The sequence below is a fragment of the Mucilaginibacter aureus genome, assembly GCF_053514885.1.
The window spans coordinates 4,833,135-4,848,821 of record NZ_CP170601.1; the positions used below are offsets into that span (position 1 = coordinate 4,833,135).

The window sequence follows — 15,687 nt, forward strand, 5'->3', positions numbered from 1 at the left end:
TTTTACTTCGTTGCTGTCATGATCATCAGCCTCACCATAGTGCGTTACCGAAAAGCTTTTGTGCCTTTTGCTTTACTGGCTATGGCTGTGCACCGCTTACCGCTGATGTTTGCCAACGGCTGCTCTTTTTGGAAGCTGTTAGGCAGCGGACATAACGGCACTTTCGACCTGCAGCCCGACTGGCAGCAATGGGGCTTGTTAGCCGTTTGGGATAACCGGGAAAGTTGCGACAAATTTCACCGGTCGTCATTTGTATCGCGGTGGTGGAGGCTGCTTGGCCGCGAAAGCTGGACCGTACTTTGCGAACCTTTGCATAGCCACGGCACGTGGGATGGCAAGGAGCCTTTTGGTAACCCAAACACTACCGGCTACAATGGACCGATAGCTGTGCTGACCCGCGCCACCATCCGCCTCAACCGGCTCAAAAACTTTTGGAGCCATGTGGATGAGGTAGCTCAAATTATGGCAAACGCTCCGGGCTATATTACCTCTGTAGGCATTGGCGAAGCGCCGGTTTACCGGCAGGCCACCTTCAGTATCTGGCAGGATTTGGAGGCGGTAAAAAACTTTGCTTACCGCGACGAAAAACACGCCCAGGTGATCAAAAAAACACGCCAGGAAAACTGGTACAGCGAAGAGCTTTTTGCCCGCTTTAAACCACTTGAAACATGGGGTACAATTAACGGTAAAAACCCGCTGAAACAACACCTCAAATAACACCCATTTTTAACCATGAGAACAGTAGCCGAATTACCGCACCCAGAGTTTAAGATCACCATCATGAGCATGAACTCAAAATTCATTATCAAGCTGGAGCAAGGTTCGCTCGAGCAGATCTACAAGATACCCGAGATGGATTTGACCGATGGAGTGAACAGCGTTTTTGAATTGCTCGATGAGCCGTTTTTGAAAACAGTTGCCCTCCGTTTTACCGAAATGCGCAAGGATTTTAAGGAAAGTTTTCACCGATACAATTATTAATTGAGATATACTTCATAAGTAACTAAATATCAATTAGTTAATTCAAAAAATAAATCTCAGCAAAATTTTATTTGGCAATATTAAGAGTAATCGCTTTGCAGCTTTCCTGTATCTAATATCTAACTTTAACTAATAAAATACAAGAAACTGAATAACAATAAGTTATATTCAAAAACAAAATTATATTTTGCCAGTATAAAATGTCAATTTTTCCCTAAAAAGAACGATTTTGCTTGTGCAAGCTATCTATTTAACTCCGAAAATCCAAATAAAAATCGCATACAAAAATCAATAATTAAGCGGCATTTTTTTGCTGTAGATTTTACAAAGATTTACAAATTTGTATACGATTACTTAGCGCATCTTCTGAAATTTACCGGCCCTAAAATTCCAGGGCGGCCCCCTTCCCCTACTGCAATTTTGTTGAAGAGCCGGCGAAATTCATCCACCAGATCCATAAGCTACAACCCTCTCCAGGCGATCAAAAAACCCGGCTAAATACCAGGCATTTTCCAGGCAGGTTTTAGTGCTTTAAGACAGGCCAAAAAGCAGTCAGAATCCGGGACTTTTTACCCGCAAAAACAAGTGAAAAATGCAGCTGCTTTACCCCTCATTTTCAGGCAGCAGATCACAATACCAGAAGCCCGAAATTGTGGTAACCGGGGTGCTCGAAAAGCAGGTATCGTCGGTACTTTTAGGGGCGGCGTACTTCTTAAAAACCTTCTCACCGGTAACGTATTTTACAGGCGTTTTGAATATCGGCCCCTTAAAAACAAAGGTGTGAAACTCGCCGTTCTCGCCGCAAACATCCACCCCATCGGGGAAGGTTTTGATCAGTTCGGGCGTGATCTCTTTGCCTGCAAACTCACCGAGCCAGGCCTGGGTACAGGCGATGACCGTACCAAAACCAAGACTCAAAAACTCGTTGATCAGCTCGTGCGTGTCGCGTTTCCAGAGCGGGTAAATACCGGTAAGTCCCGCTTCGGCCAACCGCTCGTCGCGGTAATTTCTCAGGTCCTCCAAAAATATATCGCCGAATATAGCGTGCGTAATTCCCTCCTCTTTTAACCTGGCCAGGTGCATACGCATGGTGTCATCATACTCCTTCATGCCCGGCATTTCGGGTAGCCTGATCTGGTACAAAGGGATGCCGATACTGGCGGCCTGTTGGATCAGCAGATCCTCGCGCACGCCGTGCATGCTGATGCGGTTCATGGCATCATTAACGGTTGTTACCAGGTATTTGATCTCGATACCGGGGTCTTGCAGGCAGTGGTAAAGCGCCAGCGCGCTATCCTTGCCTCCGCTCCAGTTAAATATACATTTTTTAGATTTCACCGATTATTTAAGTTATGATTAACGATTTCACCGATTTAAGATTCCCCCTTTAGGGGGTTAGGGGGCTTACTCAAAATCGCGCCCGCAGTTAAAGCAGTGCCAGTCGGCATCTTTACTAAAAGGCAGGGCCTCGGTTAGTGTGGCAATGGTGCGGGTAAGCCAGTTGGCATCGTCGGGTATGGATAAAGAGTTACGCACGTTGTTCGATCCGCAATACGGGCAAACTACTGCTGCGGCCTGTGTACCCTCAATAAATTTATCAACAGGCAGGCCCTCGTCTTCGGCTAAAATGGCTTTAGCCTTGTCCATATCCCGTTCAAATATCTTCACCTTAATGCCACCTATAGCGTTGCTGTAAATGGGATATACGTTCATCATACTGTCGTCAACAAAGGCCGGAATACCGTTATCCTCGAGCCTGCTACGGATGATATGCGCCAGCATTGGGTCGTAATAGGTAGCAAAAGTAACGATCTGTTCGCCGGTCTCCATAGTTTATTAGTTAACCTGTTTTAATGATGAGATACCCGATTTATTGTTATTGATGTCGGTGGGGTTGCCGCGATACTCGATATCGGACGAGCCGCTGCTGTCAACACTTAAATTGTTCAGTACGTTTATTCTACAATGGCTCAGTCCGCTGCTCTCAATGCGATACTTGTTCACCACAAAATCAAGTGCATTAACGGTACTTGAGCCACTTGTTTTCAGCGTGTGCGATTGCGCCTGCCCCTCCAAAAAGATATCAGCAAGGCCGCTGGATATCGTACGCACATTATCGGCATTGAGGTTCAGGTTTACTTTGGTTGCACCGGATGTTTTAAGTTCAATATCTTTAACGGTGATCTTACCATCCGAAAAAACACTGGTAGAACCCGACATACCGATATAGCTCAACTCTTTTAAGCTGATATATATGGTATACTGCCCCGAAGTGCAGATACTGCGTGTATTATGTATTTTAAGCCGACTGCCGTCAGTCTCGGTTTTAATATACTGCATCAGGTTATCATCGCCGGTAATGCTGAGTTTTTCGGCACTATCCTGCTTGATCACTACCCGGTAGCTGCCCGACACCTCTATCTGCGAAAAGCTGCCAACACTCCGGGTTTCGGTAATCATCTTACCCGAACCGCGCTTACAGTTAAGCTTACACGATGAAAAGGTAAACAAAGAGGCGAAAATTACAACAGCTAATACGATGGTGGATGTCTTTTTCATGATATTGGTTTTATGGTGTTTTTGACTACCATTTGAGCGATGAAGTTACAGCTAAGTTTCAATAAAAAAAATGGAGCGCCATTTACTAAAAGGCGCCCCACATAATATATGATGGATTTTAATAGAAGACTTAGTCAACAATGGCGATCTCGTCGGTTTGAGCAACCGATGCCATTACAACCGGTGCCTTGATCTCATTTTTACCGGCTGTTAATTTAGCCACATTTAAATGAGCCGACGGGTCAACAGTCATGATGCTTTCGCCTGCAAAACCGCTTAATTTAGCTTTAGCGTCGCCATTTAAAACGACAGCGGCATTGCTAACATCCAGGTCGAGCTGTGCGCTGGCTTTGTCTTTCAGATTAAGATTAAGATCGATAGCTGTTAACTTGCCAAATGATTTTACTACGGCATTGTCAGAAGCGGTGATCGCATGCAGATCGGCTACAGTTACCCAAACCACTAATTTTTCGGTTTTGTATGATGAGATACGTAATACACCGTTTTGCTCTTGCACCAAAGCGTTTTGGTTGTAGTAGCTGTCGTATACTTTTACGTTGTTTGCCTCACCGGTTGAAACGTAAAGCTCTACGTTACCCGCAACTTCGATATTGGTAAAGTTGCTTACGTTGCTTAAAACGGTTTCGATATTGTTATTTTTTGTGGCTGCGTGGCCAGGAGTACTTATTGTTAATATAAATAACAGTACGGTTGCGATAGTTAAAGTTATAGTTTTCATTTCGATAATTTATTGATTTCCAGAGTTTTAAACTTATTTAATTTTTAATACATCCATAAGACCGTAAAAAAATCAAAAGGTTACACTTGTATTTCAAAAAAATTATTATCTTAGTTGTTTTTTCTTTTCAAAAACCAATCCACAGCAACAAAATAGTTAACCTATCACATTTAAACCCGTTTTTTGGGTACATGTAACAATTGTGTAACTTCTTAAAAAAAATTGTAATGCCTGGTTATCAGGCCATAACAGATATCATACCAAGAGCGGTTTCGCCCAGTTTTTGATTACCGGTGATATTAATTTTATCCATTACCTGCTCCGATCGTAAACTTTTTGAAAACAATTTCCACGCGGTATCCGGGTCGATAGTAATAGCAGCGGCAGCATTTTGCACAGCGTTTTTACCTAATACCCACTTACCGTTAAACCTGGTTAAATGCCAGGTACCGCCAATATCGCCGGTTACGGTAATTTGTATTGCCGTACCGTCATCAGCATTAACATCACGATAAGTATGCGGCAACGCCATCATAAAAATGTCGATAAACGGATAAAAAAGTTCAGGGGTCATTAAGCCCGGCTTGTTCACTGCATCGCGTATCTGTTGCTGGTGCAAAAATTTTTCGGTGTATTCGCGGGCAATATGCATCCAGTTTTTGCTTTCGCTCTCTCCTGCCCAATCAACAGCAAATGGCGCTTTGGCCATCATATCCGCCGATGCATAGATCTCACAAAACATCGGGCCGGTAATTTCATGCAGCAGTATCAGCATTTGGGGGCTAACCCTTTTCATGGCATTAACCCAATCGGCGTTAAGCGTGTTAAGATAATCAACCAGGTCGCGGGTTGAATTGATAGCCGGCGGTGCCTCGCCTGTAAAGCCATCCGTTGATGAGATAACACGCATATTGATATCGAGCAAATGCGCTGCCACATCTTTAACCTTCCACAATTTGGCAACGGTTTGCATTTGCCACTCGTGCGGGGTTAATGATCTGAGCAGTTCCATCAGCCGGGAGTCCAATACCGGCAGTAAATGCATCACATTAACAGGTATAATAGGCTGGCTTTGCATATACTTATTTTGTTACAAACCCAAAATAAGGTTTTACAAACAAAATTTATAATTTAAACTTTTTATTCCCTTTTTCAATGAAGAAATTTTACCTGACCTTGTTATTGTTACCCGCGATACTCTGGCGAACGCCTTAATTAAAGCCAACAAACGTTTTGATTTTGTATTGTTACCAGGACAGCGCCATGCTTACGGCGACATGACGGAATACTTTTTTTGGCAAAAGGCCGATTACTTTGTTAAATGGCTGTTAGGCGATTTTAGTCAGCCGGTTGATATTGTAGAAATGGACCGGGAAGTGGAGATGACGGGGAAAAAGAAGTAAAAATTCAACAGTAAAAATTCAAAATTTTCAATAGAGAGATCAGTTTTTTTACTTTTAAATTTTGAATTTTGACTTAACACAGGTAACATTTAAGCTACAATTTAAAACTGGCGGGCAAATTGCTTTGCATAGGTATCGCATAAGCGAATAACTAAATAGCCATATTTATGAAAACGTTAAAAGTATTACTGATAGCCTTTGTTGCCTTGTTAACCTTTGGCAGTGCCAAAGCACAGATAGTTTTAAGACCACATGTAGGCCCACCACCACCACCACCGCCGCACCCCAGGATTGTACTTCATCGTCCGTTCCATCATCGGGTGGTAGTTGTACGCCACCATTACCGTCATGACAGGTATCACCACAGATATTAATAGCAAAAGCCTCCGGAAACGGGGGCTTTGTTGTTTGGGTACAATTGCAATCACCCGCTAAGCGTCGGGAAATAAAACAGCCAGTACAAATATAATACTGGCAAATGCCGCCAGCGTAACTATAGCACCAATAACACCCACTAAAGCAGCACGCCATTGGCTATAAACACCGCCACTCGCTTGTACATGTGCTTTAATATCACTACCCTGATAATATTGAATGATCCAATAAGTTATACCGCCAAAAATTATCGGCACAATATATCTTGGCATTTTGTCGGCGTTGGGTGCAAAACACAATGCCCCGAATATGATTACAGTTGCGGCGATCGAAATTATCCAGGCTCTTTTTGCCTTCTCAGGCTGTCCAAAAAGTTTATAATTTTCGGCAATAAAATAGCCTGCAACTATTGGCCCGCCCAAAAACACACCTGTCCATGCAGCGCGTTCACCATATACTTTTCCGGCAGGTATTTGTTGTTCTAAAATAATGTCGTCGTTTTGCTCCACTTTGGTTTAGGTTATAGTTGACTAAAGATAATTATTCCTTACACATAGTACCGCTCGCCGTCCGTTTTAATTTTACCTGCATCCAGCAATAAGCGGATCACCGCTATGCGCTCTTTATCTGCACCGGTAGTTATGGCCTGCATCAGGTCATCCAGCGAAAGCGGATCGGTGCTCAGTGCCCTGGCAATTTCGTCGGTTATTTTATCGGTAACATCGTGTATGTTAAACAGGCGTTTTTCATCCAGGCAGATATCGCACACGCCGCATTTATGGGCATTGTGCTCATCAAAATAGCTCAACAGCATGCGGCTGCGGCAGTTGGGTGCTTCGGCATAATGAAAAACCGATTCCATTTTTTGCCTGAACACCTGCTTGCGCTGCTCGATGTAGGCTTTATCGATAAATACATTTTTGATATCCTGCCGCTGGCTTAAAAAAGTGACCTGCGGCTTATCTGTCTGCGGTTCATAATTCAGCACATCCATTTGCTGCAGTTGCTGCAAACCCTCGATCACCTGCTGCACGCTTGCGTTCATGCGCCGGGCCAGATCAAACTCGCGGATATGCACATAGCTTTCAAACGCACCGGCATAGCTGCGTAAAATGGTTTTTACAAAGCCATCCCAGGCGCTATATTGGATCTGGAATTTATATAACTCTTCGTGGCCAACCAAAAACCTGAACCGCGATGGTAAAAACACACTTTCGGTAAATGATACGTATTCGTTACGCTCTAAAAATTTTAATGAATTTAAAGTTTTGATGGGCTCAAGTTTAAAGCGGGCACAAAAATCGCCGATATCCATATCAAAACTTACACCCTCGCCGGTGCCATAAGCCAGCTGGTAATAATTGCCCAGGTTATGGTAAACCTTTTTGATCTCATCAATAGTAGGGAAACTCATTTCGAATTTCTTTTCCATTTTATAGCGGTCGCCATAATTATACAGCAGCACGGCGTATGATTTGTGCCCATCGCGCCCGGCCCTGCCCGCTTCCTGGTAATAAGCTTCGAGGCTTTCGGGTATATCTTTGTGGATCACAAAACGCACATCGGGTTTGTCAATGCCCATCCCAAAGGCGTTGGTAGCTACAATAATGCGTGTTTGGTTATTTTTCCAGGCTTCCTGTTTTAGTGAGCGTACTGCGGCATCCAGCCCGGCATGGTAAAACTCGGCGGCGTAACCATGCTGGTTAAGTATTTGGGCAATCTCCAAAGTTTCCTTGCGGCTGCGCACATACACAATTCCGCTCCCCTTTACACCTTTAACCACATCGAGCATTTTTTGCAATTTGTTTTCCTGGTGCTGTACCACGTAGCTAATATTTTTACGCTCAAAGCTTTGGCGAAAAACGTTGTGCTGTTTAAAACCGAGCTTTTGCTGAATATCATCAGCAACGTCGGCGGTGGCAGTAGCTGTAAGAGCCAGTACCGGTACGCCGGGATGCAGCTCGCGCAGATCGGCCAGGTGCAGGTACGGCGGCCTGAAATCATATCCCCATTGCGAGATGCAATGCGCCTCGTCAACCGCGATGAGATTTACCTTCATGTGGCGGATACGTTCCTTCGCCATTTCTGACAAGAGTCTTTCGGGCGAGAGATACAAGAATTTCACATCGCCGTAAATACAATTATCAAGCGCGGTTTCAACTTCGCGTTTGCTCATGCCCGATACTACGGATACCGCGTTAATGCCTTTAGCCTGCAGGTTTTCAACCTGGTCCTTCATCAAAGCGATGAGGGGTGATATCACGATGCAGATACCATCCTTTGCCAAAGCAGGCACCTGGAAACATACCGATTTACCACCACCTGTAGGCAGCAGCGCCAAAGTATCGCGCCCAAGCAAAACAGATTGAATGATCTCTTCCTGCAACGGGCGAAATTCTTTGTGTTTCCAGTAATGTTCAAGTATTTCCTGTATCGTCATGCAAAATGGCTTTTGCTGTATTTATGCGGGCATAATATCCGAATTAAATTTGATACGACGCAAGCACACCGTTTACTATCGTGACAATTAGTTTCGATGGAGGAAAATTAGAGTTAAAGTACTGAGAAACTTTGAATTACTTATTGCGATTGATGCGCATGTAGTTGTATATTGCGTAAAAAATCAACCCATGGAATCCCAAAATTACACTAATCATGCCCGTTATGTAAAAGGCTATCATTTTTTGCTGAGCCTTTTATTATTTGCGGGCTTACTTATTTCGTCGGTTAACCTGGCCAGGCACTGGAATGTAAAAGGTTTTGTAAGTGCCTCCATGATCGTGTTACTTTATATTTGTTGCGGTTTAATGTATTGGTACCTAAGGCGCTTCCCCGTTAGGGTTCAGGATCGTACCATACGCGCCGAAGAAAGCCTTCGCTATTTTATAATGACTGGCAAAGCTATTGATAGCCGTTTAACAATGGGCCAGATCATTGCGCTGCGTTTTGCCCCGGATGAAGAATACCTGGAACTGGCCGAAAAAGCAATAGCCGAAAACCTTTCGCCAAAAGAGATCAAAAAAAGCATAAAAAACTGGAAGGCCGATCATCACAGGGCATAATTACTTTGCAAAAAGGGCAGCATTTGCAAATGCTGCCCTTTTTTATTCGGCAAATTTAATGTGGTTTATCATCCTCAACCGAGTGATACTCGTAAGGCAGCATATCGCCCACCCGCTGTATGGCCATGCTGCCTATCCATTGCAATTTATCTTCACAAAAACCATTTTTATCAATGTAACAGTTTTTTTGTGTTTGACCCAGATCGGTCGGTGTGCGCTTATCGTCATTAAACAATATGGTGATTTTGTAGGGCAGAGCAATAAATTTTGCACCGGTTTTATCCATAAATAAAATACTATCTACAGTTACAGGGTCCTCATCGGGCGAAAATATCCCGAAAGAATGCGCGTCCAGGGTATTGTTCCATAAAGCACGTATAAACTGCATCCGCGAACCATAATAGGCATTTTCGCGACTATTATTAATAGCTTTACGATTGGCATCTGTAGCCTTATCCTTAAAAACAAAATGGCCATCGTAACTGGTTGTACTACCTTTTTTGTTAAAATAATCGAGGTAATAACTGATATGGTAACCCAATTTGTTATTCTCTATTTCGATGGCTTTATCACAAAAGGCCGTAAGGGTACCCGTTTTCCGGCTATAGCTCAGCTCAACATCATCCATATTTAAAATGGTGCAACTTGCCGCAAACTTTGTGGTGCCTATAAACTCGCGGATAAATGTGCGAACCATCGATTCGCGCGATCTGGAACTCCCGCCTGTAATGGTGATCGCCTTCAGTTCATTGACCTTGGGTTTTAAATAAACCTTTAAAACTTCGCCGGGCGTGTAATTAGTAATTACAGTTGAGTTATAGCCAACACAGCTCACAATGAGCGGTATTTTGCCCTCCAGTACCTGCAGTTTGAAGGTACCATTTTTATCGCTGATGGTACCCGTCATGGTGCCGCCCAGGTAAATGCTGGCATGTGCAATAACGCTATCGGTACCAAACCGATAAACCTTGCCGGTAATTACCTGCGCCCTAAGCTGCCATGCAACAAAAAGCAATAAAAAACTACAGAATAGTTTGATGAGTTTAGGGCAATGCATCATGTGAGGATATGCTGATCAAAACTTAATGCAATATACGTAAACCAACTGTTTTACCTAAATAAGTCGCCCCCCGGCAAAGTTTGGATTTATTGTTGTAATAATAACCTTAAAAAAGGAGGGAAAAATGTTAGTTCCAAACAAGCAAATCGCAAAAAACGTGTTAGCAACCGTATTTTTAATGATTATTGTAGGGTTAATTATTTTTGTTGGCGCCAAATTACTCGAACACAACCTGCACCAGCGATTTTTGTAAAAGGGTGCTGTGAACCAAATTCCCCGATGTGACACCGATCGGGAAAAATGATGTACAAACTCCACACCTAACTAACCCCTGATATTATCGCTCTTTACAGGGCGGTAATTTGCTATAACACTATATTTGTCGGCATGTTACCTGTTGCCCGACTTGCCACATTAGCCGATGTGCCCATCTTACAAAAACTGATCGCATCATCGGTAAGGGAATTGAGTAAGGATTATTATACGCCTCAACAGATCGAAAGTTCTATTAAATACATTTTTGGTATTGATACACAGCTTATTGCCGATGGCACTTATTATGTAATTGAAAAAGACAATACCATTGTGGCCTGCGGCGGATGGAGCAAACGCAATACTTTGTATGGCGGCGACCAGTATAAAGAGCAAGCCGACCCGTTGTTAGACCCGGCAGTGGATGCAGCACGTATCCGTGCTTTTTTTGTGCACCCCGGTTATGCCCGGCAAGGTTTGGGCCGCATGATGATTGACCTGTGCGAAAGCGCTGCACAGCGCGAAGGTTTTACCAGTTTTGAATTAGGCTCGACGTTGCCGGGCGAGCCGTTGTACCGCGCTATGGGCTATACCGCTGTTGAACACATCAACGCGCCAATGGCCGATGGGGAAATTTTGCAGGTGATTAAAATGCGGAAAGAAGCCCCCCAGCCCCCTAAAGGGGGAGATAAGTAATGATCGTTCTGATTGTTGTAAAACAGGACTTTTTTACGTATATTGTAGGGTTTTGAGTGTAAGGTTTAAAATTGACTAAAGAATAAAACATTGAAAAATTTCTTACAATATCCCCCCTGTGAGCAATGATTGAAGGATTGAGTTTTGAATGATTAATAACATGCTTAAAAATTTCTTACAATATCCCCCCTGTGGGCAATGATTGAAGGATTAAGTTTTGAATGATTGAATAACATGCTTAAAAATTTCTTACAATATCCCCCCTTACGCTTAAGCAATGTTATCAAAATAGCCAATGCGGTTTTCGTTACCGCGATGTTGTTTTGCTGCTTTGGATGCGGCAATACGAACACAGATACATCCGATAAATCTACAGTAGCTATTCAGCAGAAAAACAAAACTCCGTTAACTTTTTTGGATAGTGTTGAAGCGCAAATGAAGTTAAGTTCAAAACAAATACTACGGCATACTATTATAGACAGTGCTTTCCTGAAAAATGCATGGGGAGATACTACTGCCTTTACCGGTGATACGGTTTACAAGATTAGCCCTGATCGTGCTATTGTCATTTTATCTTATAGTGATCACAGAGTGTGCAGCGAAAAGTTTTTATTGATTTATAACACCAAAAACATTGTTAAAAATACAGCATATGAATTGATTGAAACGAACTGCGACGAGGATGTTTCTGCCAGCTATGGTGTGATGAATTACAAAATAGTAAACCCCAATTTGTTTTATGTTAAGGATATCTACATTGAACGGCTTAAAAAGAAGGATAAGGTTACTGTGACACAAAACTTTTTTAAAGTAACAGAAAAGGGCCTGATCAAAAAGATATCAGAAAAAAACATCCTGATTAAGTTGATTGACAAGGATGAATTTGTGGATGATCCAAACTATCATTAAGTTTTATTGCATGATTTATCGTCTAAATCAAAAACTAAAAAAAACATGTACCGGATGAGATTTGACAGCTTTAAAAAGTTGTCAAATCTTTAAAGTGTAAAAATACCGACAAATACCCATGTATTTTCTCCGCATATCATCAATTGCTTATTTTCGCAACCTTAAACTGCCTTCAATGAGATCATTATTCTCTGTAACCCTACTCCTCCTCCTTATATCCGCGGCAAACGCGCAAACCAAATGGAACGTTGAAACTCCGCCGGGCTTATCGAAAAAAGTAACCATTACTACCAACGAGGGTACATGGATGGACCTGGATGTTAGTCCGGATGGTAAGAACATTGTTTTCGACCTGCTTGGCGATATTTATACCATGCCCATTACCGGCGGTAAAGCTACGTTGCTGGCCGGCGGCAAAGCCTGGGAGGTACAGCCGCGCTACAGCCCTGACGGTAAAACCATATCATTTACCAGCGACCGCGACGGTGGCGATAACATTTGGCTAATGAACGCTGATGGCAGTAATAAACGTGCGCTTACACATGAAACTTTTCGCCTGTTAAATAACGCGAGCTGGACGCCAGATGGCCAGTATGTGGTTGCCCGTAAACATTTTACAGGCTCGCGCAGCCTGGGTGCCGGCGAAATGTGGCTTTACAATAAAAACGGCGGCGATGGCATACAACTCACTAAACGCAAAAACGATCAGCAGGATGCCGGCGAACCTGTAGCATCGCCCGATGGCAAATATATTTACTGGAGCGAGGATGTTACACCCGGCCCTTACTTTCAATACAATAAAGACCCTAACGGTGGTATTTATGCCATCAATCGCCTGAACCGCGAAACCGGCGAAATTGAAACCGAAGCATCGGGTGTTGGTGGTGCCTGCCGCCCGCAATTATCGCCCGATGGCAAGTTGATGGCTTTTGTAAAGCGTGTTCGCTTAAAATCGGTGCTTTATATTAAAGACCTTGCAACGCAGGAAGAATGGCCGGTTTATGATAACCTGTCGCACGATCAGCAGGAAACCTGGGCCATATTTGGCGTTTATCCAAACTTTTCGTTTACGCCGGACAGCAAGAACGTGGTGTTTTATGCCAAAGGCAAGATCTGGAATTTGGGTATCGATAGCCTGAATATTAAGCAGATACCCTTTGATGTAACCAGTACGCAAACCATCAGCGATGCGCTGCATTTTCCGCAGAAGGTTTTCCAAGATGAGTTTACAGTGAAGATGATCCGCCAGTTAACCACATCGCCGGATGGCAAACACATTGCGTTTAATGCGGCGGGTTATATTTATACCAAATATCTTCATCCCGATAGTTTACCTCATCGCATCACCGCTACTCCCGACTTTGAATATGAGCCATCGTTTAGTCCGGATGGCAGGATGTTAACTTATATCAACTGGAGCGACGAACTGAAAGGATCCGTTAACACTATCGACCTTACCACACATGTGGTAACCCGCTTAACCACAGACAAAGGTTTTTATTACATGCCTAAGTTTTCGAACCGGGGTGATAAGGTAATTTTTGTTAAGGGCCAGGGTAACGATAATTTAGGCTATTATTTTGGTAATGCGCCTGGTATTTACACCATCCCGGTTACCGGCGGCAAACCGCAGTTTATACAAAGCGATGGTATTTACCCGCAGTTTTCGCCCGATGATTCAAAAATATATTATCAGGGCACTGAGGGTGATAAAAAAGCATTTAAGGTAATGGACGTAAGCGGCGCCAACCGTAAAACCTTATACACCTCAACTTACGCCACACAGTTTGCGCCCAGTCCGGATGGCAAATGGATGGCCTTTACCGAACTGTTTAACTGCTACCTTACACCGATGGTGAGCACCGGCAACGCCCAGGATCTGTCGGCCGGTAACAAAGCTATACCGCTAATCAAATTAACCCGCGATGCAGGCACCTACCTGCATTGGGCAAAAGACAGCCAGCATTTAATGTGGACGCTTGGCCCTAAATACTTTAGCCGCGATATCCACAGCGCTTTTCCGTTTATTGAGGGTGGGCCCGATAAAACCCCGGCCATTGATACCGCGGGTACCGATATTGGCCTGAAACTAAAGAGTGATCTGCCGCAAGGCAAAATAGCCTTTAAAAATGTGCGTATCATTACGATGAAGGGCGACGAAGTGATAGAGAATGGAACGATAGTGATTGACCAGAACAAAATAGTTGCCGTAGGTAAGGTTGCCGATGTAGCGATACAGGCCGATGCCAAAGTTTACGACATGGCGGGTAAAACTATAATGCCGGGTATTGTTGATGTGCACGCGCATTTGCATACCAGCCCGGACGGTGTATCGCCCCAGCAGGATTGGAACTATTTTGCCAACCTGGCCTTTGGTGTGACCACCTCGCACGATCCATCGAGCAATACCGAAATGGTGTTTAGCCAAAGCGAAATGGTAAAAGCCGGTGTAATGACTGGGCCGCGCATTTATTCAACAGGTTCTATACTATACGGAGCCGACGGCGATTTTAAGGTAGTGATCAACAGTTTGGATGATGCCCGCGCCAACCTGCGCAGGCTAAAAGCCGTTGGGGCGTTTTCGGTGAAGAGCTATAACCAGCCCCGCCGCGAACAGCGCCAGCAGATTATTGCCGCTGCCCGTGAACTGGGCATGGAAGTAGTACCCGAAGGCGGCTCAACCTTTTTTACCAATATGAATATGATACTGGATGGGCACACCGGTATTGAGCATAACATACCCGTAACACCGGTTTATAAAGATGTAAAGGCCTTGTGGAACGCCAGCAAAACCGGCTATACCCCTACCCTGATTGTGAGCTATGGCGGACAGTTTGGCGAAAATTACTGGTATGACCGTACCGAGGTATGGAAGAACGAGCACCTGCTGAGCTTTACACCACGGGCTATCATCGATTCGCGTTCGCGCAGACGCACTACAGCCGAGTATGGCGATTACAACCATATCGAAGTATCAAAAGCAGTTAAGCAAATAGCCGACGGCGGTACCAAAGTAAACCTGGGCGCACACGGGCAGTTACAGGGTTTAGGCGCACATTGGGAATTGTGGATGTTAACACAGGGCGGCATGTCGCCAATGCAGGCTATACGCTGTGCTACTATTAACGGAGCCGGTTACCTGGGTATGGATAAAGAGATCGGATCGTTGGAAACAGGTAAACTGGCCGACCTGATCGTGCTGAATGAAAACCCGCTGGAAGACATCCACAATAGTGATAAAATAAAATATGTAATGGCAAACGGCCGTTTGTACGATGCAGAATCGATGAATGAAATTGGCAACCGCGAGAAACCAAGATTGCGTTTTTGGTGGCAAATGAACCGCGGCGACGTAGCTAACCTGCCTTTGGGCAACCAGCAAACCTGGTTGTACACCGTACAGGATGGCGACCAATAAAAAAGCCACAACAAGTTGCAGCTATAAAATCAATATGTAAATCAATTAAGAAAAGGGACTAAAGAAAGGATTGTTAGGCTACCGCTAATGCTTGCTCTTTTTTAGAGCGCTGAGCCCTGATATACAATACAACTCGGGTTATAATAAAAGCGATTATCATATAATTTGTATTATTAAATTAAATCAATATTTTCTGAATCAGGGGAAATCAGCAACAAATGTGTCACAAAAGT

16 protein-coding genes are annotated in these 15,687 nt (G+C 43.9%); 8 read left to right on the top strand and 8 right to left on the bottom strand.

The genetic code is table 11. The annotated features are described in order from the left end of the window. The first annotated feature begins 18 nt into the window (after positions 1–18). Together ACFGVR_RS20645 and ACFGVR_RS20650 are read left to right on the top strand one after the other, a co-directional pair. Complete coding sequence (locus tag ACFGVR_RS20645; RefSeq protein WP_448699411.1) at positions 19–717, top strand: DUF3291 domain-containing protein; 699 nt, start codon at positions 19–21, stop codon at positions 715–717. Between the two features lie 15 nt (positions 718–732). Next, complete coding sequence (locus tag ACFGVR_RS20650) at positions 733–981, top strand: hypothetical protein (RefSeq protein WP_448699412.1); 249 nt, start codon at positions 733–735, stop codon at positions 979–981. A gap of 603 nt (positions 982–1,584) precedes the next feature. Here ACFGVR_RS20650 and ACFGVR_RS20655 read toward each other — a convergent pair. The 5 genes from ACFGVR_RS20655 to ACFGVR_RS20675 form a co-directional block, all read right to left on the bottom strand. Beyond that, entirely contained in the window at positions 1,585–2,319 is a 735-nt protein-coding gene (locus ACFGVR_RS20655; RefSeq protein ID WP_448699413.1) for a Dph6-related ATP pyrophosphatase, read from the bottom strand. Positions 2,320–2,385: 66 nt separating this feature from the next. Further along, on the bottom strand, positions 2,386–2,811 hold the full coding sequence (locus ACFGVR_RS20660) for a putative signal transducing protein (protein WP_448699414.1): 426 nt from the start codon (positions 2,809–2,811) through the stop codon (positions 2,386–2,388). Between the two features lie 6 nt (positions 2,812–2,817). Then, positions 2,818–3,540 (bottom strand): head GIN domain-containing protein, encoded by a 723-nt coding sequence (locus tag ACFGVR_RS20665; protein WP_448699415.1) that lies wholly within the window; start codon positions 3,538–3,540, stop codon positions 2,818–2,820. 130 nt (positions 3,541–3,670) lie between these two features. Continuing rightward, the gene (locus ACFGVR_RS20670) at positions 3,671–4,279 is read right to left on the bottom strand and encodes a GIN domain-containing protein (protein ID WP_448699416.1); all 609 of its coding nucleotides are present in this window, start codon (positions 4,277–4,279) and stop codon (positions 3,671–3,673) included. Positions 4,280–4,517: 238 nt separating this feature from the next. Continuing rightward, entirely contained in the window at positions 4,518–5,357 is an 840-nt protein-coding gene (locus ACFGVR_RS20675) for a maleylpyruvate isomerase N-terminal domain-containing protein (protein ID WP_448699417.1), read from the bottom strand. Between the two features lie 166 nt (positions 5,358–5,523). Here ACFGVR_RS20675 and ACFGVR_RS20680 point away from each other — a divergent pair, with 166 nt between their 5' ends. Then, positions 5,524–5,682, top strand: coding sequence for a hypothetical protein (locus ACFGVR_RS20680; protein WP_448699418.1), 159 nt, complete (start codon positions 5,524–5,526; stop codon positions 5,680–5,682). A 167-nt stretch (positions 5,683–5,849) separates the two neighbouring features. Next, positions 5,850–6,056, top strand: a complete 207-nt coding sequence (locus ACFGVR_RS20685; RefSeq protein ID WP_448699420.1) for a hypothetical protein — start codon at positions 5,850–5,852, stop codon at positions 6,054–6,056. Positions 6,057–6,113: 57 nt separating this feature from the next. On the opposite strand, the gene ACFGVR_RS20690 is transcribed toward ACFGVR_RS20685, so the two are convergent. After that, positions 6,114–6,566, bottom strand: coding sequence for a hypothetical protein (locus ACFGVR_RS20690; RefSeq protein WP_448699421.1), 453 nt, complete (start codon positions 6,564–6,566; stop codon positions 6,114–6,116). A 38-nt stretch (positions 6,567–6,604) separates the two neighbouring features. Continuing rightward, positions 6,605–8,497 carry a RecQ family ATP-dependent DNA helicase gene (locus ACFGVR_RS20695; RefSeq protein WP_448699422.1) on the bottom strand — a complete coding sequence of 631 codons (1,893 nt, stop codon included), beginning with the start codon at positions 8,495–8,497 and terminating at the stop codon, positions 6,605–6,607. Positions 8,498–8,687: 190 nt separating this feature from the next. On the opposite strand from ACFGVR_RS20695, the gene ACFGVR_RS20700 reads away from it, so the two are divergent. After that, entirely contained in the window at positions 8,688–9,119 is a 432-nt protein-coding gene (locus ACFGVR_RS20700) for a DUF6526 family protein (RefSeq protein WP_448699423.1), read from the top strand. A gap of 55 nt (positions 9,120–9,174) precedes the next feature. Here the strand turns inward: ACFGVR_RS20700 and ACFGVR_RS20705 are convergent, their stop codons facing one another. Next, complete coding sequence (locus tag ACFGVR_RS20705) at positions 9,175–10,179, bottom strand: carboxypeptidase-like regulatory domain-containing protein (protein ID WP_448699425.1); 1,005 nt, start codon at positions 10,177–10,179, stop codon at positions 9,175–9,177. Between the two features lie 387 nt (positions 10,180–10,566). Between ACFGVR_RS20705 and ACFGVR_RS20710 the strand changes: the two genes are divergently transcribed. From ACFGVR_RS20710 to ACFGVR_RS20720, 3 genes are all read left to right on the top strand, one after another. Continuing rightward, positions 10,567–11,127 (top strand): GNAT family N-acetyltransferase, encoded by a 561-nt coding sequence (locus ACFGVR_RS20710; protein WP_448699427.1) that lies wholly within the window; start codon positions 10,567–10,569, stop codon positions 11,125–11,127. A gap of 234 nt (positions 11,128–11,361) precedes the next feature. Next, positions 11,362–12,036, top strand: coding sequence for a hypothetical protein (locus ACFGVR_RS20715; protein WP_448699428.1), 675 nt, complete (start codon positions 11,362–11,364; stop codon positions 12,034–12,036). A gap of 175 nt (positions 12,037–12,211) precedes the next feature. Beyond that, the gene (locus tag ACFGVR_RS20720) at positions 12,212–15,454 is read left to right on the top strand and encodes an amidohydrolase family protein (protein ID WP_448699429.1); all 3,243 of its coding nucleotides are present in this window, start codon (positions 12,212–12,214) and stop codon (positions 15,452–15,454) included. The last annotated feature ends 233 nt before the right edge of the window (positions 15,455–15,687 follow it).

Bases quoted from the DNA above. Each gene is read 5' to 3' on its own strand.
- ACFGVR_RS20645 (WP_448699411.1), top strand. From the start codon at position 19: ATGATCATCAGCCTCACCATAGTGCGTTACCGAAAAGCTTTTGTGCCT.
- ACFGVR_RS20650 (WP_448699412.1), top strand. From the start codon at position 733: ATGAGAACAGTAGCCGAATTACCGCACCCAGAGTTTAAGATCACCATC.
- ACFGVR_RS20660 (WP_448699414.1), bottom strand. From the start codon at position 2,811: ATGGAGACCGGCGAACAGATCGTTACTTTTGCTACCTATTACGACCCA.
- ACFGVR_RS20665 (WP_448699415.1), bottom strand. From the start codon at position 3,540: ATGAAAAAGACATCCACCATCGTATTAGCTGTTGTAATTTTCGCCTCT.
- ACFGVR_RS20670 (WP_448699416.1), bottom strand. From the start codon at position 4,279: ATGAAAACTATAACTTTAACTATCGCAACCGTACTGTTATTTATATTA.
- ACFGVR_RS20675 (WP_448699417.1), bottom strand. From the start codon at position 5,357: ATGCAAAGCCAGCCTATTATACCTGTTAATGTGATGCATTTACTGCCG.
- ACFGVR_RS20685 (WP_448699420.1), top strand. From the start codon at position 5,850: ATGAAAACGTTAAAAGTATTACTGATAGCCTTTGTTGCCTTGTTAACC.
- ACFGVR_RS20695 (WP_448699422.1), bottom strand. From the start codon at position 8,497: ATGACGATACAGGAAATACTTGAACATTACTGGAAACACAAAGAATTT.
- ACFGVR_RS20700 (WP_448699423.1), top strand. From the start codon at position 8,688: ATGGAATCCCAAAATTACACTAATCATGCCCGTTATGTAAAAGGCTAT.
- ACFGVR_RS20705 (WP_448699425.1), bottom strand. From the start codon at position 10,179: ATGATGCATTGCCCTAAACTCATCAAACTATTCTGTAGTTTTTTATTG.
- ACFGVR_RS20710 (WP_448699427.1), top strand. From the start codon at position 10,567: ATGTTACCTGTTGCCCGACTTGCCACATTAGCCGATGTGCCCATCTTA.
- ACFGVR_RS20715 (WP_448699428.1), top strand. From the start codon at position 11,362: ATGCTTAAAAATTTCTTACAATATCCCCCCTTACGCTTAAGCAATGTT.
- ACFGVR_RS20720 (WP_448699429.1), top strand. From the start codon at position 12,212: ATGAGATCATTATTCTCTGTAACCCTACTCCTCCTCCTTATATCCGCG.